General features: G+C 50.6%; 26 protein-coding genes and 1 pseudogene. 11 read left to right on the top strand and 16 right to left on the bottom strand.

All coding sequences use genetic code 11. The features are described from left to right. The first annotated feature begins 19 nt into the window (after positions 1 to 19). The 3 genes from AC5L4R_RS00780 to ribF all read left to right on the top strand — a co-directional run bounded on the left by AC5L4R_RS00780 (position 20) and on the right by ribF (position 3,428). Complete coding sequence (locus AC5L4R_RS00780; RefSeq protein WP_494472476.1) at positions 20 to 1,057, top strand: type IV pilus twitching motility protein PilT; 1,038 nt, start codon at positions 20 to 22, stop codon at positions 1,055 to 1,057. Positions 1,058 to 1,113: 56 nt separating this feature from the next. Further along, positions 1,114 to 2,268 carry a PilT/PilU family type 4a pilus ATPase gene (locus AC5L4R_RS00775; RefSeq protein WP_494472451.1) on the top strand — a complete coding sequence of 385 codons (1,155 nt, stop codon included), beginning with the start codon at positions 1,114 to 1,116 and terminating at the stop codon, positions 2,266 to 2,268. A gap of 149 nt (positions 2,269 to 2,417) precedes the next feature. Next, positions 2,418 to 3,428, top strand: coding sequence for a riboflavin biosynthesis protein RibF (gene ribF / locus AC5L4R_RS00770; protein ID WP_494472475.1), 1,011 nt, complete (start codon positions 2,418 to 2,420; stop codon positions 3,426 to 3,428). Positions 3,429 to 3,486: 58 nt separating this feature from the next. Here ribF and AC5L4R_RS00765 read toward each other — a convergent pair whose 3' ends face one another. Beyond that, positions 3,487 to 3,651: a type II toxin-antitoxin system YoeB family toxin gene (locus AC5L4R_RS00765; protein ID WP_494472474.1), complete on the bottom strand. Its 165-nt coding sequence runs from the start codon at positions 3,649 to 3,651 to the stop codon at positions 3,487 to 3,489. Positions 3,652 to 3,950: 299 nt separating this feature from the next. On the opposite strand from AC5L4R_RS00765, the gene ileS reads away from it, so the two are divergent. From ileS to fkpB, 3 genes are read left to right on the top strand one after another with little or no spacing between them, the layout of a single operon-like run. Further along, positions 3,951 to 6,872, top strand: a complete 2,922-nt coding sequence (ileS, locus tag AC5L4R_RS00760; RefSeq protein WP_494472450.1) for an isoleucine--tRNA ligase — start codon at positions 3,951 to 3,953, stop codon at positions 6,870 to 6,872. Continuing rightward, positions 6,865 to 7,431, top strand: a complete 567-nt coding sequence (gene lspA / locus AC5L4R_RS00755) for a signal peptidase II (protein ID WP_067336705.1) — start codon at positions 6,865 to 6,867, stop codon at positions 7,429 to 7,431. Before ileS ends, lspA begins: the two co-directional genes overlap by 8 nt. A 54-nt stretch (positions 7,432 to 7,485) precedes the next feature. Continuing rightward, the gene (fkpB, locus tag AC5L4R_RS00750) at positions 7,486 to 7,977 is read left to right on the top strand and encodes an FKBP-type peptidyl-prolyl cis-trans isomerase (RefSeq protein ID WP_290003415.1); all 492 of its coding nucleotides are present in this window, start codon (positions 7,486 to 7,488) and stop codon (positions 7,975 to 7,977) included. Positions 7,978 to 8,005: 28 nt separating this feature from the next. Here fkpB and AC5L4R_RS00745 read toward each other — a convergent pair whose 3' ends face one another. The 10 genes and pseudogenes from AC5L4R_RS00745 to AC5L4R_RS00700 form a co-directional block, all read right to left on the bottom strand. Next, the gene (locus AC5L4R_RS00745; protein ID WP_494472449.1) at positions 8,006 to 8,662 is read right to left on the bottom strand and encodes a hypothetical protein; all 657 of its coding nucleotides are present in this window, start codon (positions 8,660 to 8,662) and stop codon (positions 8,006 to 8,008) included. A gap of 147 nt (positions 8,663 to 8,809) precedes the next feature. After that, positions 8,810 to 9,346 (bottom strand): GTP-binding protein, encoded by a 537-nt coding sequence (locus AC5L4R_RS00740; protein ID WP_494472448.1) that lies wholly within the window; start codon positions 9,344 to 9,346, stop codon positions 8,810 to 8,812. A gap of 157 nt (positions 9,347 to 9,503) precedes the next feature. Beyond that, positions 9,504 to 10,736 carry a hypothetical protein gene (locus AC5L4R_RS00735; protein ID WP_494472447.1) on the bottom strand — a complete coding sequence of 411 codons (1,233 nt, stop codon included), beginning with the start codon at positions 10,734 to 10,736 and terminating at the stop codon, positions 9,504 to 9,506. Positions 10,737 to 10,868: 132 nt separating this feature from the next. Beyond that, positions 10,869 to 11,576: a hypothetical protein gene (locus AC5L4R_RS00730; protein WP_494472446.1), complete on the bottom strand. Its 708-nt coding sequence runs from the start codon at positions 11,574 to 11,576 to the stop codon at positions 10,869 to 10,871. A 291-nt stretch (positions 11,577 to 11,867) separates the two neighbouring features. Continuing rightward, positions 11,868 to 12,614, bottom strand: coding sequence for a PhnD/SsuA/transferrin family substrate-binding protein (locus AC5L4R_RS00725; RefSeq protein WP_494472445.1), 747 nt, complete (start codon positions 12,612 to 12,614; stop codon positions 11,868 to 11,870). Continuing rightward, the gene (locus AC5L4R_RS00720) at positions 12,611 to 13,105 is read right to left on the bottom strand and encodes a PAS domain-containing protein (RefSeq protein ID WP_494472444.1); all 495 of its coding nucleotides are present in this window, start codon (positions 13,103 to 13,105) and stop codon (positions 12,611 to 12,613) included. Before AC5L4R_RS00720 ends, AC5L4R_RS00725 begins: the two co-directional genes overlap by 4 nt. A 21-nt stretch (positions 13,106 to 13,126) precedes the next feature. Further along, the gene (locus tag AC5L4R_RS00715; RefSeq protein WP_494472443.1) at positions 13,127 to 13,489 is read right to left on the bottom strand and encodes a roadblock/LC7 domain-containing protein; all 363 of its coding nucleotides are present in this window, start codon (positions 13,487 to 13,489) and stop codon (positions 13,127 to 13,129) included. 235 nt (positions 13,490 to 13,724) lie between these two features. Then, positions 13,725 to 13,826: pseudogene (locus AC5L4R_RS00710) on the bottom strand (hypothetical protein); the annotation flags it as partial. A gap of 212 nt (positions 13,827 to 14,038) precedes the next feature. Then, positions 14,039 to 14,968, bottom strand: a complete 930-nt coding sequence (locus AC5L4R_RS00705; protein WP_494472442.1) for an RNA-guided endonuclease InsQ/TnpB family protein — start codon at positions 14,966 to 14,968, stop codon at positions 14,039 to 14,041. 92 nt (positions 14,969 to 15,060) lie between these two features. Then, the gene (locus AC5L4R_RS00700) at positions 15,061 to 15,960 is read right to left on the bottom strand and encodes a lysophospholipid acyltransferase family protein (protein ID WP_494472441.1); all 900 of its coding nucleotides are present in this window, start codon (positions 15,958 to 15,960) and stop codon (positions 15,061 to 15,063) included. 177 nt (positions 15,961 to 16,137) lie between these two features. Here AC5L4R_RS00700 and hflX point away from each other — a divergent pair, with 177 nt between their 5' ends. After that, positions 16,138 to 17,526, top strand: coding sequence for a ribosome rescue GTPase HflX (hflX, locus tag AC5L4R_RS00695; RefSeq protein WP_494472440.1), 1,389 nt, complete (start codon positions 16,138 to 16,140; stop codon positions 17,524 to 17,526). Positions 17,527 to 17,848: 322 nt separating this feature from the next. Next, positions 17,849 to 18,613, top strand: a complete 765-nt coding sequence (locus AC5L4R_RS00690; protein ID WP_494472439.1) for a lytic transglycosylase domain-containing protein — start codon at positions 17,849 to 17,851, stop codon at positions 18,611 to 18,613. A 57-nt stretch (positions 18,614 to 18,670) separates the two neighbouring features. Here the strand turns inward: AC5L4R_RS00690 and AC5L4R_RS00685 are convergent, their stop codons facing one another. The 3 genes from AC5L4R_RS00685 to AC5L4R_RS00675 all read right to left on the bottom strand — a co-directional run bounded on the left by AC5L4R_RS00685 (position 18,671) and on the right by AC5L4R_RS00675 (position 22,518). Then, complete coding sequence (locus AC5L4R_RS00685) at positions 18,671 to 18,934, bottom strand: DUF2789 family protein (RefSeq protein WP_494472438.1); 264 nt, start codon at positions 18,932 to 18,934, stop codon at positions 18,671 to 18,673. Between the two features lie 198 nt (positions 18,935 to 19,132). After that, a complete protein-coding gene (locus AC5L4R_RS00680; RefSeq protein ID WP_494472437.1) occupies positions 19,133 to 20,119 on the bottom strand; it encodes a malate dehydrogenase in 987 nt (328 codons plus the stop codon). A 305-nt stretch (positions 20,120 to 20,424) separates the two neighbouring features. Beyond that, on the bottom strand, positions 20,425 to 22,518 hold the full coding sequence (locus AC5L4R_RS00675; RefSeq protein ID WP_494472436.1) for a lytic transglycosylase domain-containing protein: 2,094 nt from the start codon (positions 22,516 to 22,518) through the stop codon (positions 20,425 to 20,427). 378 nt (positions 22,519 to 22,896) lie between these two features. On the opposite strand from AC5L4R_RS00675, the gene AC5L4R_RS00670 reads away from it, so the two are divergent. Beyond that, complete coding sequence (locus AC5L4R_RS00670; RefSeq protein WP_494472435.1) at positions 22,897 to 23,316, top strand: DoxX family protein; 420 nt, start codon at positions 22,897 to 22,899, stop codon at positions 23,314 to 23,316. Between the two features lie 111 nt (positions 23,317 to 23,427). After that, positions 23,428 to 24,876 carry a tRNA (N6-isopentenyl adenosine(37)-C2)-methylthiotransferase MiaB gene (gene miaB, locus AC5L4R_RS00665; protein WP_494472434.1) on the top strand — a complete coding sequence of 483 codons (1,449 nt, stop codon included), beginning with the start codon at positions 23,428 to 23,430 and terminating at the stop codon, positions 24,874 to 24,876. Positions 24,877 to 24,942: 66 nt separating this feature from the next. Here miaB and AC5L4R_RS00660 read toward each other — a convergent pair whose 3' ends face one another. Together AC5L4R_RS00660 and AC5L4R_RS00655 are read right to left on the bottom strand one after the other, a co-directional pair. Continuing rightward, the gene (locus tag AC5L4R_RS00660; RefSeq protein WP_494472473.1) at positions 24,943 to 25,113 is read right to left on the bottom strand and encodes an SH3 domain-containing protein; all 171 of its coding nucleotides are present in this window, start codon (positions 25,111 to 25,113) and stop codon (positions 24,943 to 24,945) included. Continuing rightward, positions 25,114 to 25,275, bottom strand: a complete 162-nt coding sequence (locus AC5L4R_RS00655) for a hypothetical protein (protein ID WP_494472433.1) — start codon at positions 25,273 to 25,275, stop codon at positions 25,114 to 25,116. Between the two features lie 522 nt (positions 25,276 to 25,797). Between AC5L4R_RS00655 and AC5L4R_RS00650 the strand changes: the two genes are divergently transcribed. Further along, on the top strand, positions 25,798 to 26,619 hold the full coding sequence (locus AC5L4R_RS00650; protein WP_494472432.1) for a M15 family metallopeptidase: 822 nt from the start codon (positions 25,798 to 25,800) through the stop codon (positions 26,617 to 26,619). The last annotated feature ends 54 nt before the right edge of the window (positions 26,620 to 26,673 follow it).

Here is a 26,673-nt window from a genome sequence, read left to right as displayed (position 1 = left end):
TATCACTATGGCAAAAGAACTGAGCATTGATGATTTGTTGCGCTTTGCCCACAAAAACAAAGCGTCAGATTTGCATATTTCGGCAGGCTTGCCGCCAATGATTCGCGTGGATGGCGAAATTAATAAAATCAATATGCCACCGCTTGATCACCAAAAGGTACACGCGCTGATTTATGACATCATGAATGATAAGCAGCGTGCGGATTATGAAGAGTTTTTTGAGACCGATTTTTCGTTTGAAATCCCTGAAGTCGCGCGTTTTCGGGTGAATGCCTTTAACCAAAACCGTGGCGCAGGTGCGGTGTTTCGGACCATTCCGTCCAAGGTTTTGACCATGGAAGACTTGGGCATGGGGCCGGTGTTTGAAAAGGTTGCCAGCTATAAGCGCGGCATTGTGCTGGTGACAGGGCCTACAGGTTCGGGCAAATCAACCACACTGGCAGCGATGATTGATTTTATCAATAGCACGCGCAAAGAACATATTTTAACCATCGAAGATCCGATTGAGTTTGTGCACCAATCCAAAAAAAGTCTGATTAACCAGCGTGAGGTGCACCGCGATACACTAAGCTTTGATGCCGCGCTGCGCTCTGCGTTGCGTGAAGACCCTGACGTGATTTTGGTCGGTGAGATGCGCGATTTAGAAACCATTCGCTTGGCATTGACAGCGGCAGAAACAGGGCACTTGGTGTTTGGCACGCTGCACACCACCTCTGCCGCCAAAACGATTGACCGTGTGGTCGATGTGTTCCCTGCAGCAGAAAAAGACATGATTCGCGCGATGTTGTCGGAGTCGCTGCAGGCGGTTATCTCACAGACCTTGCTCAAGCGTCAAACGGGCGGCCGGGTGGCAGCGCATGAAATTATGATTGGCACGCCTGCGATTCGTAACTTGATTCGTGAAAACAAGGTCGCGCAGATGTATTCGGCGATTCAGACCAGCGCAGGCGAAGGTATGCAGACGCTTGACCAAAGTCTGCGTGAATTGGTCAATAAAGGCATCATCAGCCGTGAATCGGCGCGTACGTACGCCAAACAGCCTGAGAGCTTTATGTAATTATTGTTTAGACACTTATTTTTTAACCCAATAAACGTCAATGGGACAATGCTACGATGGATTTTGATAAGCTATTACAACTGATGGTACAAAAAAACGGGTCGGATTTGTTTATCACTGCCGATGTGCCACCTTCAATGAAAATGAATGGCACTATTGTACCCGTCACCAAAACACCACTGACCGCTGAACAAACCATGCATTTGGTCACCAGCATTATGACCCCTGCGCAAGTTGAAGAATTTAAACAAACCAATGAATGCCAGTTTGCCATCAGTGACCGCGCCCAAACAGCGCGTTTTCGGGTGTCGGCATTTGTACAGCGCGATATGGCAGGCATGGTACTGCGTAAAATCGAAACCAAAATTCCCACCGTTGAGCAGCTTAAACTGCCACCGATCTTAAATGAAATCGCCATGAAAAAACGCGGTATTGTGCTATTGGTTGGTGCAACGGGTACGGGTAAATCGACCACATTGGCGGCGATGATGGGCTATCGCAACGAAAACTCACGCGGGCATATCATCACCATTGAAGACCCGATTGAGTTTGTACACGCGCACAAAGGCTGTATCGTCACCCAACGCGAGGTGGGCATTGATACCAAATCATTTGAGGCAGGGCTCAAAAACACCCTGCGTCAAGCGCCCGATGTGATTTTGATTGGTGAGATTCGCTCACGCGAGGTTATGGATTACGCGGTGCAATATGCCGAAACAGGTCACTTGGTGTTTGCCACGCTGCACGCCAACAATGCCAACCAAGCCATTGACCGTATCATTCACTTTTTTGAAGCTGACCAGCATGAGCAAATTTTGATGGACTTGTCGCTCAACCTGCGCGCGATTATCGCCCAGCAGCTGATTCCCACGCCCGATGGCAAAGGTCGCCGTGCTGCCATTGAGATTTTGCTAAATACCCAGCTGGTGGGAGACTATATCCGCAAAGGTGAAATCCATGAAATTAAGCCTGTCATGAAACGCTCACGCGAAACAGGTATGCAAACCTTTGACCAAGCGCTGTTTGATTTGTATGAAAAGGGCGAAATCAGCTACCAAGACGCGCTGCGCTCTGCCGACTCACCCAACGATTTGCGCTTGACGATCAAACTACACAGTAAAATTCCGCAACCTATCGATGAGGCGGACAGTGATTTTTCTTTGCAAGCCGATGAAGAAGAAAAGACTGCCCCGACACGCTTTCGGTTGTAATACGCCTGTTGTTTATCCCGTCTTTCACATTCAAAAGCCATGCGCCAAAACAGTGATCGGGCAAAACAGTCATGTAGCGGCAGGTGGTTTTGGCTTATAATACCAACATTTTGACTTGGCAACACAAGATGGATAGGGCAACAAGGGCGATGACGATGGCGCAGATTGAACAACTAGACAGCGCGTTGGCAAACGCTACACCGACGGCAGACGGCAACGGGCTGCTGCTGGCGATTGGCAATTTTGATGGCGTGCATGTGGGTCACCAAGCGATTTTGCACGCCTTGATAAAGCAGGCGCGCGCGCAAGACCTCACCAGCGCGGTGTTGGTGTTTGAGCCGCAGCCGCGTGAATGGTTTGACCCTGCCAATGCCCCTACCCGCCTGACCAACCTTGCCGAAAAAGCCGCGTTAATCGCCGCCTGTGGTGTGGAGCGCATCATCGTGGCGCGGTTTGATGAGGCGTTTCGTTGTCTATCAGCGCAAGCGTTTGCCGACCAACTCGTCACGCTTGGTGTCAAGGGGCTACTGTTGGGCGATGATTTTCGTTTTGGGCAAGACCGCGTGGGCGATGGCGAATTTTTGCGTGAGCAAGGTTTTGCGGTGACGCATTTGGATACCGTTTGCGATGACGCTGTTACCCTTGAGCGTATCAGCTCAACACGTATTCGAGCGTATTTACAACAAGGCGATTTGACAGCGGCAGCGCGGCTTTTGGGGCGTGATTACACCATCACAGGCACAGTACTACACGGTGATAAAATCGGGCGCACGTTGGATTTTCCGACGGCCAATGTCGCGCTGGCGCGTATTCGTCCACCTGTGTATGGTATTTATGCGGTGGATGTGTGGACGACCGATGGCACAGCGCTGGCTGATTTGGCGCAAGATGGCCAAACAGGCGTGGCAGGCTTTGCGCCCAATAGCCTATTTGGTGCGGCAAGCATTGGCACACGCCCAACGGTGCATGGCGAGGCGTGGCGGCTTGAGGTGTTTTTTCCGCAATTTGCTGGTGATTTGTACGGGCGCGAGCTGTGCGTGCGGTTTTTGCACTTTTTACACGGTGAGCGCAATTACGCAGGTTTGGACGCGCTCAAAGCAGGTATTGGGCAAGATGTGGTGGATTTGTTGGCGTGGCGTGACGCGCAACGTTTGGTGTGATTTGGGTAGCAGACGTTAAGGTATTTTTTCGCATGGCGTTTATCGATGTGGGTTAGGCCTACAAAACCACAGGCGATGATTTTAGTATCCGTATCCGCTGTACCAAGCGGCGCGTTTCATCAGTTTGCTGTGACCCATAGCCTGCCAAGTCTTGCTTTAAAGAGTTGGGTTTACCAATGCTTTTAAATGACTTACGACAAATTGCTAAGTCTAGTGTATGAATGCGTTGGCGTGTTGTTTATCTTGCTTTTGCCCCTACACACCATCATCAAATGCGTTTTGTGTCAAGCGAATCTGCTGTCAATACAACCGTCAATCACCATGTTTAGATTGGCACGCACTCTAAAATAAACACTGAGTGATGATGACGACGCAACGCCAGCACCATCACGGTATGCAAGTCGTCAAAGATTTTTACACTTTGTCAATCCCTTTATTTTCGCCTATAATACCCTGTTATCAATTTTTTATGCTTTGCACGGTTTTATATTTTTTTGACATTTTTAAAGCACCGAGAGTTACATGACCGACAATACTGACCAGCAACCCGTCGATTACAAAGACACGCTCAACCTTGCCGATACCGCGTTTCCCATGCGGGGTGATTTGGCAAAGCGTGAACCCAAATGGCTTGAGCAATGGCACGCCGATGACGTGTACCAACAAATTCGCGCCGCCCGTCAAGGCTGTGAAAAATACGTCCTACACGATGGCCCACCGTACGCCAACGGGCAAATTCATTTGGGGCATGTCGTCAATAAGGTGCTCAAAGACTTAATCGTCAAGTACAAAACACTTGATGGCTATGATGCGCCGTATGTGCCTGGTTGGGACTGCCACGGCCTACCGATTGAGCAAAAGGTGGAATCGCTGATTGGTAAGGTCGGACAGCCGCACAAGGACAAAGCCAAAAACGGAGCCTTGGTCACGCCAACCGAATTTCGCGGTGCCTGCCGTGAGTATGCGCGTAGCCAAGTGGCGCTACAGATGGCGGATTTTAAGCGTTTGGGTGTGCTAGGCGATTGGGAACATCCATATTTGACAATGAATTTTCGCCAAGAGGCAGACACGGTGCGCGCGTTGGCACGGATTTATGAAAACGGGCATATCACCCGTGGCATGAAACCTGTCAATTGGTGCTTGGACTGTGGTTCGGCGTTGGCAGAGGCTGAGGTTGAGTACGAGGACAAAAAATCTGACGCGATTTATGTCGGGTTTGATATCGTCAATCGCGAGGCTTTGGCGCAAACGGCTGACATCACAGGCGCACTGCAAGCGGTGATTTGGACAACCACCCCGTGGACACTGCCTGCCAACCAAGCCATCACAGTTAGCGCGAATTTGGAATATTCGGTCGTGCAAATGACCCGCCCAAGCGATGCCGATGATCGCGCCGAGCCGCAAGTACAGCATGTGATTGTGGCGTATGATTTGATACCGCATTTGATGAAGGTATTTGGCGCAGAAGCATACAGCGTGCTTGCCAGCGTCAAGGGTGAGGATTTGACTGTCTTACGCGCCCAACATCCACTGATTGCCGAGCGTCAAGTACCGATGATTACAGGCGAACACGTCACCGCTGATAGCGGTACGGGACTTGTGCATACCGCGCCTGCACACGGTGCAGATGACTATTTGGTTGGGCTCAAATTTGGCTTGCCGATGGATAACCCCGTGGCAGGCAATGGCGTGTACTTGCCCGATGCACGTGTATTTGTTGGCGAGCACATTTATAAAGCACAGCCAAAAATCATCGCCGCGTTGCAAGCAAGTGAACATTTGTTAAAACACGATGTCATCACGCACAGTTATCCGCATTGCTGGCGACACAAAACGCCGATTATTTTTCGCTCAACGCCGCAATGGTTTATTAATCTTGAGGTCAATGGCTTGCGTGAACAAGCCCTGCGCGATATTCCTAACGTGGTGTGGACACCGCATTGGGGACAAAATCGTATCGAGGCAATGATGCATGACCGCCCCGATTGGTGTATTTCGCGCCAACGTACATGGGGTGTGCCGATTGCGTTTTTTGTCCATCAAGATACGGGCGAGTTGCACCCCAACACGCTTGCGCTAATGGAACAAGTGGCGCAAAAAATCGAGCAAGGCGGCGTGGAAGCATGGTTTGACACACCTGCTGAGGAATTTATCGGTGAGGATGCGGCGATTTATCACAAGTCTACCGATACACTAGACGTTTGGTTTGATTCAGGTTCGACCAACTTCACTGTGTTGGCGCAGCGCCCCGAACTGGCTAACCCTGCTGATTTGTACCTTGAAGGCTCAGACCAGCACCGCGGTTGGTTCCAATCATCGTTGCTTGTTAGCGAGGCAATTTATAATCGCCCACCGTTTAAGCAAGTTTTGACCCACGGTTTTACCGTCGATGCCAACGGCTATAAGCTGTCTAAATCGCGCGGCAATACCAAAGGCTTTGAGCCAAAAGATATTGCCAGCAAATTTGGCGTGGATATTTTGCGGCTGTGGGTGGCATCAAGCGATTATCGTTATGAAATGGCGGTGTCCAAACAAGGCTTTGAGCGCACCACCGACATGTATCGCCGTATTCGCAACACCGTACGCTTCTTGTTGGCAAATACCGATGACTTTGACCCTGCCAATGACATCGTGGCAACCGATGATTTGGTCAGCCTTGACAAGTATATTTTGACCCGTGCCGCAAATGTGCAAGCCAGTATTCGCGAAGCTTATACGGCGATGGACTTTCACCAAGTGTGTCAGCTGATTGTGGCGTTTTGTGCACAGGATTTGGGCGGTTTTTATCTAGATATCATCAAAGACCGTCAATACACCACCCAGCGCGATGGCAAACCACGACGCTCGGCACAAACGGCAATTTACCATATCGCCCACGCGCTCTTGCGCTGGATTGCGCCGATTTTGTCATTCACCGCGCAAGAAGCGTGGCAAGTGCTCAAAGCTACCTCGGGCTATATCTTTACCCAAGCATGGTACGTATTGCCTGAGGTGGCTGAAACCAAAGATAGCTTGACAACAGCGGATTGGGCGCGAATTGTGACGGCCAAAGATGTGATTAACAAAGCCATCGAGCAAGCGCGTGAGCAAAAAACCATCAACGCCAACCTATCGGCAGATGTGATCGTATATACCGAAGGTGCGACCGCTGACGCACTGGCAAAACTGGGTGATGAATTGCGCTTTGTGCTTATCACCAGCCAAGCACAGGTATTGCCGTTTGATGAGTTTGTGCAAGATACCCTCGAACCTGCGCCCGATGTCACCACACTTGATGATAATACGCGTTTAGCGGCGGTTGTTGTACCTGCACAAGGCGAAAAATGCGTGCGCTGCTGGCATATCCGCCAAGATATCGGCTGTGATCCACACCATCCGCTGCTTTGCGGGCGCTGTGTCAGCAATCTACCCAATGGCACAGGTGAGGTACGCCATTATGCCTAATTTGCCGCGCTCTGCGGATACCTCGGCAACCGTGCCAACGACCCCAACTGCGTTACCTGTCAATGGTAGTGCGGCATGGCGTTGGTACGGGCTGGCGGTTTTGACCATCATCATCGACCAGCTCACCAAGCAGTATTTTGTTCAGCATTACACCCTGTATGAAAGCCATCCTGTTATTCCACCTGTACTAAACTGGACACTGGCGTACAACAAAGGTGCGGCGTTTAGTTTTTTGGCGGATAAAGGCGGTTGGCAAATCGTATTTTTTAGCGTGTTGGCATTGGCGGTAGCAACGGCAATCGCGGTGTATTTGCGCCGCGTGCCACAGCAGGCGCGTTGGCTGTCACTTGGTCTGGCATGGGTGATGGGTGGTGCGCTTGGCAATGTCATTGACCGCATTCGCTACGGGCATGTGATTGACTTTATCCATGTGCATTACGCCGACGTGTGGAATTATCCGATTTTTAACGTGGCAGATATGGCAATCTGTGGCGGTGTGGCGTTGATTTTGTTGGATACGTTGTTTTTGGAAAATCGGCGCAAAGCAGCGGTGGTTTAGGCATCAGCTATTTGCCCGATGATCGAAAGTAAACCTACCTAAACAAGGTACACGATGGACAATATCATTTTACCCAATGAACACACACGCATCACCCACGGTAGCCAAGTTGAGCTACATTTTGAAGTCAGCCTAGAAAATGGCACGCTGATAGACTCAACCTATAGCCGCCCTAAGCCTGTTACTTTGGTCATTGGCGATGGCAATTTGCTAGAAGGTTTTGAAAAGGTGTTGATGAACCTAACCGCAGGTGATACACGCACCGCGCATCTATCACCCGATGAAGCGTTTGGGCAGTGGAATGCCGATAACGTGCAGCACTTTAGCCCTGCGCAGTTTGCCCGTGCAGGCGGTGTGCCACAGGTCGGCATGCTGGTTGAATTTGAAGATAAAAGCAGAACCACCCTAGCAGGTGTGGTCAGCCATGTGTCCGATGATGACATTGAGGTGGATTTTAACCACCCACTGGCGGGGCAAAATGTACTGTTTAAGGTGCAGATCTTTAAGGTCATACCGCCTGATCGACAGGCGGTAACGTTGGCTTAATATCGGCTTATACGCTATTTTGCTGGCGTCAGCTGGATATCGATTCGCTGTCATTTTCAAGCGCAGCGGCTTGTTCGGCGCGTAACTTGAAGCGCTCACCCGTTGATTTGATACCCCAGACCAACTCAACAAACGCGCGGTTATTGAGCAATGGCTCATCCTCGATGATCAGCCAATAGCCGCGACCATCAATCCATAAGAAAATAAAACTGGTGTTGGGCATCAGCATATCGATGCTTGAAAAAAACGACACGGCGTGCCCATGTAACGCCCAGCCGCGTTTTTGCTGACGCTGCAAAAACTCATAAAAATCCACCGCTGCCACACACAGTGTTTCGGCTTCTTGCTCGGTGAAGCCCATTTTTGCCAAACAAAAGCCTTCATCTGAGGCAATCGCGACTCGACGGCTGCCCGACAAGCTTGCCGTTACATAGCGCAAGAAGTTATCTAGCTGCACTTGTGGGGCAAGCAGTGGCTTTTCTAAAAGCTCAACCCAGCCTTCTTCAATAAACATATCAAGCCACAACTCACTGTGGCGATCACTCCAGCCTTGGGCGGTCATGGTCTGCTCGGGCGCAAGCATGTCTTGCAATGCCTGTTGCTGTTCGTTGGGCTCGACGCTTGAAAAACTGTGCAACACGCCTGCAGGCGTGAGAATCACGTAGTTATTGTCTAAGTCTGCCATCGCATGTCATCCTTTGTCTAACTTTGAATTGGGCGGCGCTAAGTAATCTATGGCTTAGTGAATCTCTAACTTAGTAACGATGAATGGTTAGCGTGAAATGTTACCGTGCTGTGCTCGGTGCGTGACTCAATGTAGGCTAGCTATTTGTTAAATGATGGCATACACCAACGTGGTAACTAGCTGGGTCATTTGTTCTTTGTCACGGGCATCAACAGGCATGACAATCGCGGGCAAATCCTGCGCCGCCAACGCATCTGATAAACGTTGGTGTAAATCCCATGGCATCTGTTCGCTGTGGGTCACACCAACCACCATGCTGCTGCTTTTGATCAGCGGCAAAAAGCTTTGCATGTAGTCATGCAAGTCCTGCACGGGATCGGCATACGTGGCATTGAGCAATAGCACCAGCCCCAGCGCATTTTCACTCAAGATTTCCCACATAAAATCAAAGCGTTTTTGCCCAGGTGTGCCATATAACCGCACTTGCTCACCTGTGGCAAGCTTCATGATACCGTAATCCATGGCCACGGTGGTATTTTTTTTGAGCAATTTGGTATCGTCGCTGGCAGACTCTTCGGTCGATACGACAGGTTTATCTGACAAAGAGCGAATCGCTTCGGTTTTGCCTGCACCGACGGGCCCGGCAAAAATGATTTTATAAACCCCTGCTTGCTCGGCTGACATACGTTTATCCTAACTTTTATGGTGTTGTATCATCATGTTATGCCAAACTGCGTGTTGGTTGGCAAAAGCGCACCGCCACTTACAGTCGTGGCTACCAATGGCTCGCCAACTCCAACCCCATGACGGCTAAAAATCCCTACCTGTCACATCGGACAGATTAAAACTTAACGCCCAAACGCCCCAAGAAGCGTTTTAAAAATCCGTTTTGCCCTGCTTGCTGAATACCTTGGTTGCTGTTCACGGCTGTCTGCGCCATGGTTTGGGCTGCCGCTGGGATCGTCTGGGGATGTTGCTGGCTGCTGCCAATCAGCGCCTTAGGTTGTACATTGCCCGTCAATACCAACAAAATCAACACCTGATTGATCTGATTGACGGTCAAATTATCAAACAAACCTTGTAAATCTGCCAATGTGCGCGCACGACCCAAACAACTTGCCACCAGTGGTGTGACATAGCTTGGCACAAAGCCTGTGCCGCCAAAGTTTGGCATTTGTTTAGCCATAAAGCGCAGCGTGTGCGTTTGGGGATAATCGCCACGGCGCAAAATCTCTAGCCCCATCCGCCATAGCATCTGGCTGATGGCGATTTTTTGCTGGCCTTGTGCCAGTAGTGGCGCGGTTGCAGCTTGGTAGTCGGCGGCGCTGATGGGCTCAAGGCGAAAGCTTTCATCACCCAAGGATTGCCCCACGATAAAATGATCCATCATGCGATCAATACGGTTGGCCAATGCGCTGCGTTCATTGGCGTTGATATACATCGACTGCCCGTTGATGGTCAAGCAGGCAAAGCCATGGCTTTGCTGTAGCTGTTTTGCCAGCGCGAACAATCCTGTTTGGGGCAAACTTGCAAAGGTTTGCGCCAAGATATCGAACACCTGTTGGCGTTGCTCAGCATCGGCTACGGGTTGATTTGGCGCTTCATCAACCGATGTGCGCGCAGGCGCATCCGGTGTTGGCGACAGGCTGGGCGCGGTTGGTATCGGCTGTGCTGGTCGTGGGTTTTTGTCGATGGTGTCTTTGAGCCATTGTAGGGCTTGGGTCATCTGGTCGCGGTTGTATGGTGCGCTAAGCCAATACGGATTTGTGCCTGCCGCTGGCGACGACACCGCTTGGCGTGTGACCAATACCACAGGACACCCCAACACCTGCTGCGTAAATTGCGCCATATCCTGCCCCACATGGGCTGGCAACGCCGCGCCTTCAATGTCAATCACCGCACCCTGCGCCCCATGTTGCGTCATCAGCTCAGCAATATTCACCGCTTCAGTGCGCTGGCTATCACGCGCACTGATGGCAACTGCCAAATCTTTGGCGGTCATCTGTGCCAACATTTCTATGGCATAACTTTGTGGTGGGGTAAAGCCGATTACTACAATGGTGGTCATGGTCATACAGTTGTTTGGTTACCAAAAATGTCACACGGCTGGCCAATGGATAACTTGGCTAAACATTTTTTGTCGATTTTAGCCAAGCTGCCGTGTCATTCGCGCCTATCTTTGCACCAGCTGTGCGCGCTTGCTGCGCTATAACGCAGCGTCGGTGGAATTGATATCCGTGATAGCTGAGGATGGCAAGGGTAATTGTTGATTCATCAACGGCTGTTTTTCAAAGCGCTGACGGCATACGCGCCAACCTTCATGAAACGCCCATTTTTTCTTGGCAAGCTCCCACCACACGATAAAAAACGCCATGCGGTCATCACAGGTCACACAGTGGGTAAAAAACTCTTGCTCAATCGCGGCAATCTCTGCTTTGATTTCTTCTTCATCCGCGTCTTCATCCAGCTCTTCTAGCAGCTCTAGCAACAGCGCGATGGTCTGATGGGCAACAGCGCGCGAATCATCAATAGAGATGCGCAGCTGGTGCTGATAGGCGTGCATGGATGGCATCACAAGCACGCTCCAACGGGTGGCAAGCTCGCTTATGCTAAAAATATAATCTGCACTATCCACACAACGCTGAAAACACGCCAGCGTCTTGACATTGAGCTTATGCTCAACCTGCTGCAAAATGCGCTGCCCAAAAAACGGCACATCATACCAGCAGCCATAAAACATATCTGCCAGCGCACCTTGCAAGGGTTCAACCTCATCCAGCTCAAGTGCCGTCACGATGCGGCTGGTGTGTAAGTCCAAATTGCTTGGTTGAGTCAGCAAGCGGCGGCTGTTAAGCCGATAATGCAGCCAATGTTTTAGGTGGGTTTTGCGGCTTGGGGCAGTGATTGAATACATGCAACGTCCTCGCGGCGATTAAAAACACCAACAAAAAATTTAACCGATATTTAACCACGTCAAGCCCATGACTGCAAGCAAGCTTATCTGCTAAATCGGCGCACCAATCCTAAAACCGCCAAATCAGCGCCCTAAGGCAGCCTATCTTGTGCGGCAGTCGCTGCCATAGCTGATGGCTTGCTGGCATGTCGGGCTTGGTGTGGCCCTTGATGTGGTAAGGGCAAAAAGCGCCAGCCACTGCCGACGCTTATAAGCCTTCATGCAGATTTAGATATCAAGCACAGACTTGGGTCAGTCCATCAGCGTATCCATCAAATCAATCATAAATTCGCCGTCTTCTTCGCTCATGGCTTCAAAGCCTTCAGGCATACCCAATTCTTCAAGCACGGCCTGCCCTTCACTGCTACCACCTAGAGTCAGCAAGGCATCGACAAATTTTTGCCGCTCAGCAAAGTCCGACTTTATCAATACCACGTGGGTGATATCACTGAGGTCACTTTCTATCAACACTTGCATTTGCGACAGCGTCAAGCGTGACAGGGTGTGATAGACTTCTGATAAGAAAAACGCGGCATCTGCTTTGTTTTGAATGAGCTCACGCGCCGCGGCTTGGTAGGTCTCGGTGATATGCCATTGGATGTCATCTTCAGTCAAATCCACGGCTTCTAGTAGACGCAAGCCAATCAGCTTGACATCACGGTTGTCTGCCATGGCGATGGTGCAGCCTGCTTTTAAATCCTCTAGGGTTTTGATCGCACCGTCTGCTTTGGCGCTGATGACCATTTCATCAGATTTGCCTTTGGGGCGCGCCACCGCCACGTAACCATGCTCACGAATCATCGTTGCGGCATCAAACGGGTTGGCGTACACAATGGCAACGTTTTGCGCGGTGATTTGCTCGTTTTGCTCCTGTGCTGAGGCAGGGGTTAGCAAATGGATATGTAAATCGGCACGTTTTTGTAGCAAGGTATTGAGCATATGCCAACCTGCAAAACGCTCGGGGGCAAAGTCAGGGGCAATCAGTAGGTTAGTGGTCATGCTTGCTCCTCCTGTCTAAGCGCGGCGTATTGGGCTTCGGTCTCTTGGATTTTGCTGCGTGAGGGTTTGCGGCGCACCGAGGTGTAGCCGACGGTCTCACCACGGCGCACGTTGGGCACGGCGGTGGCATACACCCAATAATAACTGCCGTCTTTGCACAAATTTTTGACATAGCCGTGCCATTTGTTGCCTGCTTTGACGGTTGCCCATAGATCAGCGTAAGCGGCTTTGGGCATGTCAGGGTGGCGCAAGATGTGTTGTGGTGCGCCGATGAGTTCTTCACGTGTGTAGCCGCTGATATCTACAAAGGCATCATTGGCGTGGGTGATGTTGCCTTCTAAATCCACCCGAGACACGATAAGCTTGCCATCTGGATACGGCAATTCGTTGTCGGTGGTATAAACGGTGCGCGTGGTACCGTCATAAAATTTTAAGTGATGCGCTTGTGCGTCGGCTGAGGGCCGCGCCATGTCGGGAAGTTGTTTTGCCATTGGTTACCGCCTTTACCGCTGTTAGATGAGTTTTGCCAAGGCTTCTGCCGCGCGTTTGATGTCCAAGAACACCAAGCCCAGTTTGGCATTGGGTTTTGCCAAGACGGTCAAAACCGCTTCTGAACCTGACGATGACATGATGACATAGCCTTTTTCACCTTGTACCAATACGCGATCGATGTCACCACGCGCCAATTCACGCCCTGCACGGTCACCTAATGACAGCAATGCCGCCGACATTGCGCCCACGCGGTCTTCATCAATGCCGACGGGCAATGCCGAAGCAATCATCAAACCGTCGGTTGAAATCAATGCCGAGGCTTCGACATCCGCCGATGAGCCGTTGAGGTCATTTAAAATTTGTTGGAACATTTCGGTGCGCATGGTATTTTCCTTATCGATAATAAAATTTAGCCGATGTACCTTTTATGCTAGGCGTTATGCGTATTGTGCGTGGGTACTTGTACGAATGGCTGAGCTCGCCTCGCCCACTATCTATCGTGCCTGTGTTTATCATGCCTGTGTGGCTTGGCGAAGCTTGCCCATTATACTGATAAATTTAGTTTCACAACAGAAAAATTTTAGGCATAAGCCAGCAAATCGATAAACTGTGGCAAGGTTAAGTTGACTTCCTCCCCTCCCTATCGGTCGGGGATTCCTGCTCCCAGACGGTTAGACCTGCCGCAAGAATGTTCCGACTGGCATTGATATCTCTATCATGCCATGTGCCACACTTTGCACAAGTCTACTGCGAGCATAGCTCTTGTCTTGCGAACGGGCAAAGCAGTGCTTTGCTTATCCGTTCTCATCTCTTATTCGCAAACCTGCTCTACCTTTCGGACTACTGGACATATCGCCACAGCACGAGCAAGTCACGGCGGGCATAGCCCTTGTCTTGCGGACGGGCGAAGCGGTGCTTCGCTAGTGCCGTCCTCAGGTAATGTATCGTTCATTCACGATTTCAAAACGGCAACCTGTGTGCTCGCATTTATAGGTCAGTTGTCGTTTCAGTTCAAACCAACCTGCATCGTAAACCGACTTGGCTAGTTTGCCTTTTTTACTGTTAAATTGGCTGGTTTTAACATCACCGACCACGATTAGGGCATTGTCTTTGACTAATCGGGTGGTGAATTTATGTATCAGGTCTTGGCGTGTGTTTTTGATTTTGGCGTGGATTGCCTTGACACGCTGTTTGTTGTTGGCACGTTGGGCGGTGGCTAACGCTTTGGCATATTTAAGCGTTTGCTTGATTTGTAGCTTGTCGCCATTTGAGGTGGTGGCACTGTCTTTTAAGCCTAAATCAATACCGACGCTACCCGTTCCACAAGCGGCTTTAGGGTGGTCTTTGACGGTGATACACGCATACCAACGGTTACGGCTGTCTTGTACCAGTTCACAGGTGTTAATTTGGTATAGGCTTAAGTTGTAGCTGTCCCATAGGTCAAGGATAAGTTTTTGCCCTTTGGCTAGGCTAAGCTGTAAGGTGGTTTTTAAGCCTTTTTTGCCTGTTTGGTGGGTAGCGATGTGTTTAATGGCGGATTGTTTAAACGGTAACCAACCCAGTGATTTACGCTTAGCCTTGGGGTTGTTGGTGCGCCAATTTAGTTTGGCTTTTTTAAATTGGCGACGCGATTTGGCGTGGGTTTCGTTGATAGCTTGGATGGTTTGAGAATGTAAGCCTAGCAGTTCACCGCTGCCTTTGGTGTATTCGTTTAAATCATAGGCAGATAGGAATTTGCCTGTGCGTTTAAGGTATTGCAGGCTCAAGTCATTGATGTAGTTCCACACGAAATTGACCGAACCGCTTAGGCGGTTTAGTTGGTCTGTGTGTTTATCTCGTATGCGTAGCTTGAGGGTTTTCATGATCTTATTTTAACAAGTTTTGTAGTAAAATACACCACACTAGACAAAATTCGTGTGTAATCTTATTTCCCGTGTTGCCTGATATCCACCGCCTAAAGGCGCAGGTTTACGGCAACGGAGGATAAAACTTGCGCGTGCATACGTTTTAGCCCCTCCTCCATCGCGGTTTGCAGCATGGCGGTCAGCTCGTCGCGTGTGTGGTCGGCAGGCTCGATTTTATCCAGCGGTAGGATATACGCCTTACTGGGGCGGTTATCGACAATGCGCTGAATGCTCTCTGCCATCGTCATGTCGGTGTAAGGAATCATGTCATCTAGCTTGCCATCGGCATTGACATAGGTGATCAAAATGGGCTGAATCGGTGTTTGGGTGTCGATGGCCGATTGCAGCAGCTTGCCATGTAGCGGCAAAATACCCGTGCCGTCACTGGTTGTTGCTTCAGGGAAGAAAATCAACGGCTTGCCTGCCGCCAAATCTTGCGCCATCAGTTTACTCACCTGCCCGCTATCGCCCGAGCCGCGCTTGATGTACAAGGTGTTTGCTGCTTGGGTGACCTTGCCCATAATCGGCCAGTCGGCAATTTCGGCTTTAGAAATAAAAAACGTCGGGATGATGCTGCCCACCACGGCAATATCCAGCCAAGAGATGTGGTTAGAGGTCCACAAGGCCAAATCCTGCGGAATTGGCTTGAGTGCGATGACTTCAACTTGTAATGCGCGGCACGCTTGCTGACAGACGCGTTGCAGATAGTGACTAACCTGTGCGTTGGTGGCTGGGCGGTCTTTGATACGGTGGGTATAATTGACCCCCATGACGACGCTTTTGGCAAGCCCTGCCGCGCGTTTGCCGCGTTGTAGCAAGATTTTGGCATTATCTAGCGTGTAGGTCTCAGGCTGGGTCAGGTCATGTGCGGTTTGGCGCAATAGTTTTTTGACAAAATCAACTTTTGACGGCTCAGCTGGCGGCTGGTAGTGCGGTTGTTTGCTCGGCATGGTCTATCCCAAAAATAATCAAAAAGATAGCGACATTATAGCACAGCTAGTTTTTTGGCACGTTGGCTTAAGTTTGCGCGCGTGCCTTGTTTTAGCCCAACTAAAACCCCATTTTTAGCTTGATTGTTAGGTATATTGTTATTGATTAGTATTTACCCTAGATAAAAGGACACGTTTTTGGATTATTTTGACCGCCACCAAGGTGGCGAAACCGCGATATTAGTGCACCTCAACATCAATCAACTCGATGACCCCGATGATTTCGATGAGTTTGAGCTGTTGGTCGAATCGGCAGGCGCGAAGCCTGCTGCACGGGTCACAGGTACGCGCAGCAAGCCCGATGCCAAGTACTTTGTCGGCACGGGCAAGGCAGAGGAAATCGCCGAGCAGGTCAAGGCGCACGACGCGCAAATCGTGATTTTTAACCATGCTTTAACACCGTCGCAAGAGCGTAACCTTGAGCGGTTGGTGCAATGCCGTGTGCTTGACCGCACGGGACTGATTTTGGATATCTTTGCCCAGCGCGCGCGTACCTATGAGGGTAAATTACAGGTAGAATTGGCTCAGCTTAATCACTTGGCAACGCGCTTGGTGCGCGGCTGGACGCACTTGGAGCGGCAAAAAGGCGGTATTGGCTTGCGGGGCCCTGGCGAAACCCAACTTGAAACCGACCGCCGCTTGCTACAAATTCGCGTCGGGCAGCTCAAAGCCAAGCTCGATAAAGTCAAACAAACACGCGCGCAAGGACGTGCCAAACGTCAAAAATCTGCCGTGCCAACGGTGTCATTGGTCGGCTACACCAACGCTGGCAAATCCACGCTGTTTAACCGTTTGACCGATGCCAATATTTATGCCGCCAATCAGCTATTTGCCACCCTAGACCCGACGCTACGCAGCGTAAACTGGGCAGGTGTTGGTAATGTGGTACTGGTAGATACCGTCGGCTTTGTTCGCCACTTACCGCACGAATTGGTCGAGGCATTTCACGCAACCCTTGAAGAAACGCTGGCGGCAGATTTGCTGCTTCACGTCATCGACAGCTCACGTGAGGACATGCACGAGCAAATCGACGCAGTGCAAAACGTGTTGGCAGCAATCGGTAACGACGTGCCTGTACTCAATGTGTATAACAAAATTGATTTGACGGGCGAGCCTGCGCATATCGGCTATGGCGAGGCAGGCAAGCCCAATCGCGTGTATGTGTCTGCGCAAGCCGACATCGGGCTAGACAAGCTCACCGAGGCGGTGCAGCAACTGTTGGTTGGGCAATTGACGCGTTTTGATTTGCGCTTACCGCCAACATTTGGTCAGTTGCAACACGCGCTGCACGAATTGGACGTGATTGATGGCATTGCTTACGCGGACAATGGCGACGCACAAGTGAGCGTCACCATGGCAGCGGCACGCCTACAGCAGTTATTGGGCGAATTTGCCATTGACCCATTTGATGTTTTGCCCAGCGCACAAGCGCAAAGTCTGATGCCTGTGCTTGAGCCATTTGAACAGCCTGCTGCCGCGCTGGTCTTAGACCCTGCCAGCGAGCCTGTGCAAGATAGTGTGATTTAAGCCTTTAAAATCAAACATTTGCGCCAATTTCCACAAATCCTGTGGATAACCCTGTGGATAACTGGGCACTTGACACGCGCAAGGCTAGATGGGCTCTAGCCTTGCGCAAAATTGGTTAAAAAATAACCAATTTTTTTATTTAGCCAAATCAAAGACTTGCAGCTATCAAGTAAACTCTAGCAAAAAAAATTAAATTTTTTTGCTGGGTTTTTTGCTAAGCGGCAGCTTGCCAAACTATTAATGATTTACCAAACGTTATTTTGGCAAAATCCCGCATGAATTTGTGCTATAGTAGCGGCAAATTTTTTTTTAACCGATTGTTATGACGTGGGTTCGCTCTTTTTTTTGCTCAAGCCGCTTTGTTGGCCCAGCTGCGCGCGGCAACTGGTTGGTTGTGATCGGTTTGGTGGGGTGTGTGCCCAGCCATGCAGGCAACATGTACGTGTTTAAAGACAGCAACGGGCAGGTGCTTTTGACCAATGTGGTCGAAAATGACCGCCCTGTCGGCTCGAATTTTAGCCAGTTTACCCAAAAGGTCAAGGTCACCTATTACGCCGATACCAACGTGCATACCTACCGCAACTGGGGCGCGACAGAAGCCGCCGTGCCTGCCAGTGGTAGCAAAAACCGTCATGCGTATGATGCAATGATTGTTGCGGCGGCTGCGCGGCATGGGGTTGATCCTGCGCTCATGAAAGCTGTCATGCACACGGAGTCTGGCTTTAATCCTGCGGCGCGCTCACCCGTTGGGGCGCAAGGCCTGATGCAGCTGATGCCTGCTACCGCACGGCGATTTGGTGTGGCCAACGCGTGGAACCCTGCCGATAATATCGAAGGCGCGGCAAAATATCTGAAATATCTCAACGGGCGTTTTAGCAATATTGAGCATGTGCTGGCAGGTTACAACGCTGGCGAAGGCAATGTGACCAAATACGGCGGTGTGCCGCCATTTCGTGAAACACGCGATTATGTCAAGCGCGTGCTTAGCCGTTACAACAATTTGTACCGCAATGACCCCACCCTACGGGCAGGCGGTGGTCAGACCGTCAGCTACACCTCAACCACCAAAACTTACGGCAATTTTTAAGCCATACAGCAAAAAAAAGCCCCGATTGGAGCTTTTTTTGTCTTTGGTCGCAGCCGCTTAGGCATTGCCGTTGGCTTGGTCTTGGGCGTCTTTGTGTAGGCGCACGTTGAGGTCATCAATCACTTCAATCCAGCCTGCATCCGCACGGTATTCTTCTTGCAAAAATTTGCGTTGGTTGTCTGACCAAAATGGTGCATCCACCAGTTTTATTGACTGGGGCAGCTGGTTTTGCTCAACAAATTGCTGGATGGCCGCGTCATCGCTGTCCAAGCCCAGTTGGTCAAACAAGGTGTTGATACTGTTTTCTTCGCCGTTAAGCATGGTGTCTTCCTCTTATTGATGGGGTTTACAATCCAGCGTTCAAAATAGCATAGCACCGCGCCATACACCAGTAACGCTGCGTTGTTTTGTGTGGCTTTTGGTAACGATATGGGCGGACGAATTGTAGCCAAAAAAAACCAGTCTGGCTGGCAGACTGGTTGTTGACCGCTCAAATGATGGCGGCTTAATGGCTAAACATTAGTTAGGTAGCAAGTGATTGACCGCGTCACGCTCTTCAGTCAATTCTTTGGCCGTGGCTTGCATTTTGTCTTTTGAAAAATCGCTTGATACGTCCAAGCCTTCAACGATTTTCCAATCGCCGTTTTGGCAAGTACAAGGGAATGAGTAAATCAAGCCTTTTTCGATGCCATATTCGCCATTTGAGTACACGCCCATAGATACCCAATCGTTTTCATCCGTGCCAAGCGCCCATGAACGGATGTGCGCGATGGCTGCATTGGCAGCCGATGCCGCGGATGATGCACCGCGTGCCTTGATGATTGCCGCACCGCGTTGTTGGACGCTTGGGATATAGGTGTTTTCATACCAGTCACGATCGACCAAGTCCAGCGCAGGTTGGCCTTTGACGGTGGTAAAGGTCAAGTCTGGGTATTGGGTGGATGAGTGGTTGCCCCAAATCGTCATTTTTTTGATGTCATTGACGGTGGTTTCGGTTTCTTCAGCAAGTTGCGCCATGCCGCGGTTGTGGTCAAGGCGCGTCATGGCGGTGAAGTTGCGTGGGTTGAGGTCTGGCGCGTTGCGCTGAGCGATCAACGCGTTGGTGTTGGCAGGGTTGCCTACCACCAAGACTTTAACGTCACGGCTGGCGTGGTCATTTAAGGCTTTGCCTTGCGCTGAGAAAATCGCCGCGTTGGCTTCTAGTAAGTCTTTGCGCTCCATACCAGGGCCGCGAGGGCGTGCGCCGACCAATAGCGCGTAGTCTGCGTCTTTGAATGCCACTGAGGCATCATCGGTTTGCACCACGCCTGCCAACAGGGGGAATGCGCAGTCTTCTAATTCCATGACCACGCCTTTTAAGGCCTCAAGTGCTGGGGTAATTTCAAGCAATTGTAAAATCACAGGTTGGTCTTTGCCTAGCATGTCGCCTGCAGCAATGCGAAATAGTAGTGAGTAGCTGATTTGACCAGCCGCGCCAGTCACGGCAACGCGAACGGGTTGTTTCATGGGAAGCTCCTTGTTTGTGCTTTTATGAAGCGTTGGTTAAAAAAGTGTTGTTGGATGTCATGTCCACACGTTTTTTCAGTCCGCAGGGTGTGCAGATGAAATTTTTTGCCGTGTTTGACGGCTGATTTGATGGTATTGGCGTTCAATCTTTGGTGTTTAACAACTTATCTTAAATACGCTGGTGGTTTTTGTCAAAATAAGCCAAGCCTAGGCTGCACCGCTTGCGGCATGGCGTACAGTTTAGCACTAGTTGGGGCGGCTGACTACTGCTTGACACGGGTTTGATACCATCCTTTAACATGCCATCAGTATTTGGCCGAAACCACACCCATGCGCTGGCTAAGTGGCACGGGGTTGCCCAATAAAGCGGCATAATTGGCGGTGTTTGCCATCACGGCTTTGACATAGCCGCGCGTTTCGTAATACGGGATGGTCTCAACATATTGGTCAGCGGCAAGTGAGCCACTTTCAGGCTGCCAAGTGCGTGCCTTGCTAGGCCCTGCGTTGTAGCCTGCGGTCGCCAAGACAGGCTGCCCACCAAGTCGGCTTAAGATATCTGCCATATAAAATGTGCCATAGCGGATGTTGGTGTCGCCTGTGGCAACTTGCGCGGCGTTGTAAGGTTCGCCCAGTTTGCGCGCGATGTATTTGGCGGTGTCGGGCATGATTTGCATCAAACCGCCTGCGCCAACATTGGATTTTGCGCCAACATTAAAACGGCTTTCTTGGCGCATGATACCGTATGCCCATGCAGGGTCAATGCCCACTTGGCGGCTGTATTGGATAACGCTGTCTTGACGCGGCATGGGGTATGCCAGCGCACCATCGGGTAGGTTGGTGGCGTTATCGATGGCAAAAATCGCGCGGTCATACCAGCCGATGTCATTGGCACGTTGCGCGGCAGCGATGATAAGCCCTGTGTCACCGCGTTTGTCGGCTTGGCGCACCGCCCAGTTCCATTCACGGTTGGTATAGCTTGGGCTTGCGCCAAGGTTGTATAAAGTGAACGCGCGGTTAAAGCTTTCATCTTGTGCCAATCGCGTGTCGTCGGCTTGGCTCGGGCGCGGTAAATCAGGCAGACGGGTGAAGCGCGCGCCAATTTGGTCTTTGGCAAGTAAGCCGTAGTAGTCGTTGTTTTGCGCCAGTTTGGCAAACAACTGCTGGGCTTGTTGTTTTTGCGCGGCATTGCCTGTCATGCGGTACGCGCGCGCCAGCCAGTACTGCCAAATCGGTTCTTGCTGAACTTTAAAATCCATCTCGCCAATCGCGGCGGCAACGTCCTGCCAACGGCTAAATCGAATCGCAGCTTGCGCGTAGGCTTGCGCCTCATCGGCGTTAAACGGCTCGCCAACGCTTTGGGCAAACCAATCCACCGCATCAGAACTAAAACCGATGTCGGTGTTCACCCCCATACGCGCCACACCCAGCGTGCGGTAGGCATAACGCCGCGTTTTGTCATCAAAAAAACGGTTTGGGCTAGCAAGGTCTTTGCCCAAATCGGCTTTAAGCTGCCACGCGGCATCATTGACCGATTGTTTGGCTTGCGCGCCTAAGGCATACAGGTACAAATAACGGTTGGCGGCGGTGGGCGCAAGGCTGCCGACTTGACCCAAGACGCTGTTGGGGTTGTTGCTCACAGCCATTAACTGATTAAAGCTAATGGCCACGCCCAGCCGATTGGCTAAATTGACGATATCGCCGTTGTTATTTAAACGCAGCATACGATACAAACGCCGCTCACGGTCAATGTCGCTAATCATCGGATTGGCGGCAAGCTCGCTGGCTAGCTGGCGGCATAAATCGGCTTGCTTGCGCGGTGTTTCTAGCCAAACGTTGGCTTTTTCGACGTAGGCGCGCATCGGGTCGCCCGTGTTATTGTAGCCAAGCGCGATGGCACAGGCCTCAGACTCATCGGGATTGGTGATGTAGCCTGCAACGGCGCGCACGGCAGCATAGTCGCCTTGCGCAGCTTTGGTCTCAGCATAGTCGGCAACCAATTTTTCTGCCATCACACTGCCTTGATAACGCTGCACAAAGCTGATAATCGTGCTGGGGCTTTGGCTGGCAAGGTATTGATTCAGCTGCCAATACTCAGGGTACATAGCAAGGCTACCGCCTGCCATCAAGCCTTGATAACGGCTAACATCCGCACCACTGCGACTGGCGCGCTCGGCTTCATTAAAATAATTATCCCCCCCTGCCCCCGATGACGCGTCCGCCCAAGAGGACTGGGGCAGCGATGGTTGTGAAAATTGCGTGGCTGTGTCGCCGCCTGTGTAGCCAAAGCCGTCATCACTCCATCCGCCACGATTATCGGCACACGCCGACGACAGCAGCGCACTGACAAGACTGGTAGCAAGAACGGTGGGAATGGCGCGGTGGATGATTGGTTTTAGCATGTTATGGGTTTTTAAATGATAAATACAGCAGATAGGTTAAATATAGCGGTTAGATTAAAATACCGCGGTTAAATTCAAAAGATGCGCTAGATTGCCAGCCTGTATTATACCCAATGCCGACAAAAATGCCATGCCTTGCGTCCAATTTGGCCATCGCTTTAACATAGTTTTACGTTGCGGCCTGATATTGCCTTGCTATTTAAAAAAACTTAACAGACTTAGCCAAAATTATTTTGGTTAATTGCTTCATCACCGCCCAACACGCGCTAAGACAAACAACGGTTAAACAAAAGCCCATTGACTTGCCCTTGCGCCTGTCTTTATGCTTGCCGCGGCTTAATAACTTATTTTGATACATTTTGGCACACGAGGTGAACCATGGCAATGCCCAAAGACGCGTTACAAGAAGCCGATTTTTTACGCACCATGCTGGCGATTTTACGCATGGTGACAGGTTATTGTTTTATGCTGCATGGTATGTCAAAGTTGTTTGGCGTGCCGTTTGATGAACGTTTTGCTGATTTGTCGTTATTTTCGCTGATGGGCTTGGCAGGTGTGTTGGAGTTTTTTGGCGGCTTGCTGATGTTGTTGGGTTTGTTCACCCGCCCTGTGGCGTTTGTGCTGAGCGGTATGATGGCGGTGGCGTATTTTATGGCCCATGCTGGTTGGGGCGATTTTTGGCTGCCGTTGGTCAATCACGGTGAGGCGGCGGTACTGTATTGCTTTATTTTCTTGTTTTTGAGCGCGGCAGGCGCAGGCAATTTTTCGCTGGACAATTTGGGGCGGCGTTACGATTGAGCGGTATGGCAAAAAAGCCTGCGCTGGCCGATTTTTCCAACTCCAACAAGCATTTGTGGCAAAAATTTGCTATAATCCCCCGTTTCTTTATCAGTGACGTTTGGTGAGCGTATGACGGTTAGCTTGTTTGACCCCAAAACCCACATGGCCCCTGCTGCTGCCCCCGATTTGCCGCTTGGTAGCACCGCGTTGCCACAAGGCACGGCCAAAAAGGTGTTTATTGAGACGCAAGGCTGCCAAATGAACGTCTATGATTCGCAAAAAATGGCGGATGTGTTGGGCGACTCGCACGGCATGGTGCTGACGGACAACCCCGAAGAGGCCGATGTGCTGATCATGAACACCTGCTCGGTGCGCGAAAAGGCGCAAGAAAAGGTGTTTTCTGAACTCGGGCGTTGGCGTAAGCTCAAAGAACAAAACCCCGATTTGGTCATTGGGGTGGGCGGCTGTGTTGCCAGTCAAGAGGGCGACAATATCCAAGCGCGCGCACCGTTTGTGGATTTGGTGTTTGGGCCACAGACCTTGCACCGTTTGCCTGAACTATACGACCAATCCGCCAAACAGGCCAATATCAAGCCCAAAAACCGCATCGGTGTGGTGGATGTATCGTTTCCAAGCATTGAAAAATTTGACTTTTTGCCTGAGCCTAAGGTTGAGGGGTTTAAGGCATTTGTCTCCATCATGGAAGGCTGCTCAAAGTACTGCTCGTTTTGCATCGTGCCCTATACGCGCGGCGAGGAAATCTCACGCCCACTTGATGACGTATTGGCCGAAATCGACAGCCTGGCGGCGCAAGGCATCCGCGAGGTCACCCTGTTGGGGCAAAATGTCAATGGCTATCGCGGCATAAAGCACGATGGCACGATTTGCCGTTTTGCTGAGCTGCTGCATTATGTGGCGCACATTGACGGTATTGAGCGCATTCGCTACACCACCAGCCATCCGCTGGAATTTAGCGACGACATCATCGAAGCGTATGCCAAATTGCCCAAACTGGTGTCGCATTTGCACCTGCCCGTACAAAGCGGCTCAAATGCGATTTTGGCAGCGATGAAACGCAACCACACGATTGATATTTATATCGAGCAAATTCGCAAATTGCGCGCCGTACGCCCCGATATGCACCTCTCAAGCGACTTTATCATCGGCTTTCCCAATGAAACGCACGAGGACTTCTTGGCGACGCTCAATTTAGCCAAGGATTTGGATTTTGACCATTCGTATAGCTTTATTTATTCCAAACGCCCCGGCACGCCTGCCTCAGATTTGCCCGACAACGTGGATTTGGCAACCAAAAAAGCGCGCTTGGCGGAGTTTCAAGACGTGATTAAAGCCTCAACGTGGCAAAAAACCCAAGCCATGGTTGGGCAAACCGTGCGCGTGTTGGTGGAAGAACCAGCCGATCGTAACCCCGAATTTTTGCTTGGCACGGCTGATAACACGCGCTCGGTCATGCTCAAAGGCGCAGATAGCCTGCTTGGGCAATTTGTCATGGTCAAAGTCACCGACGCGCTAAGCCCCCATTTGGTACAAGGTGAGGTCGTTGCGGTGTTGGGCTAAGCTGTGTTTAGACCTAAAAAAATCCGCCCTCAAACGTTGGCGGATTTTTTGTGTAACATCAATCGCTCACAGACCACACACATAGTCATAGCGCACCCAACCAACGCGCTTACCAAAGCGGACTTTATACCACGTCATGCCATCGCGCCCTGTTGCATAGCCCAGCACAGGCAAAGTCGTGCCGTATTTGGTACCGCTAAGCTTGGCAAATTGTTGCCCAAGGCCTGCGCGTAGAATTCAATGGCTGCCCGAGTTGGTGCAGGCATAGCCTGAATTGACCCTGCCTGCAGGGCCTAGCGCATGGGCAGGGGTTTGTATCAGTACCGCGGCGGCTGGCAGGGTCATTGCGCGGATGGCTTTGGTGATGGTTTGTATGGTTGCTGCCTCAATTTTCTTCAATTCAATTCTCTTCAATATAGATAAAATTTAAAAAACTTGCTAACGCATGTAATTGACGAGTCGCCAATTAAACAGACCTAAACAACACGATTACAACCTACCTGGTGAAATAATTCAGCAACGAATTCAGCGCTTTTTAATAGATTTGCTTAAAAATCTATACGCATTACATTTATATACCGTTGGCGTAAACCTGCGACTTTCTTTAGATGCAAGATTGCGCAGACGCAAGATTGCGCCAAATTCGTCATCCTACAGACGTAGGAAAATTTGCTCAATGAAATAAGTTTTGCTATACTCATTTTACACTATTTAAGGTGTTACAAAATTCAAAGTCTTACTAAAAAACAGTTACGGCAAAACGACCTTGTCAGTACGCCGTAACCTAACAGGTAAGCCATTTCAAACACAGATTTAAGAACGCTCAGATTCGTCTTATCTTTCATGCTTATGCCAATCGGCGGCTTACCCAACGCGCAAAATTTTTGATATCCCATTTTACGGTTAAAAAGGCAAATTTTGATGAGTTTAGGCAAAAAACAATGGCTTGCGGTTGGTGCAGTTGTCGCAGGTTTGGTGACGCTGCCCATGGTTGGCGCACAGATTTGGGAAAATGGCACAACGAGCGCAGGTTACATTGCAAGCCCAGATGGCAAAACCACCTATCTGCCAAAGGCGGACACCAGCCAAACTTATAACCATAACTTACGCCAACAAGACATGCCGCGCAACGACTGGCAAGCCCGTGACAGCATGGGGCAATTTATCAGCCAGCAGGGTCAGACCAGCCCCAATCGCACCCAGAGCGGTCTCGGCATTGCTGATTGTGCGTACAGCAACGATGCCATCAAGGCAGGGGTCAAGCATTATCGCTTTGATGAGGCGCGCGCATCGGATTTAGAAAGCATTGGCGGCCGCCATCAGCTTACCCACGAGGCTGCCGCAGCATTGCGCCAATTGCAAGCCGCCGCCCGTAAAGATGGCGTGAATCTGCCCGTTGGGTCGGCATTTCGTTCAGTGGCTTATCAGCAAGGCATCGTCAATCGCAAACGCGCCGCAGGGCAAAGTGACGCGCAGATTTTTAAAGTATCATCTGCCCCTGGTTATTCTGAACACCACACAGGCTATGCGGTAGATTTTGAGCCGATTAGCCACAGTTTTGGCAATACCAAAGCCTATGCGTGGCTGAAACAAAACGCTGCTCGTTATGGCTGGGAGCAGAGCTTTACGCCCGAGGCAGTACGTAACACCCATGTGGCGGTTGAGGAATGGCACTGGAAATACAAAGGCTCACCGACTGCCAAGGCGGCGTTGGCAAATGATGTGTGTTATTTTCGTCCTTAAGTTTTGAGCAGCCAACTAAACGGCGCAACGACACAGAAGCGCAAACTGGCTTAG

Source organism: Faucicola sp. SE7633 (genome assembly GCF_059264685.1).
Note: the sequence above shows the minus strand (reverse complement) of the source record. Positions and strands in the feature narration are given on the sequence as shown.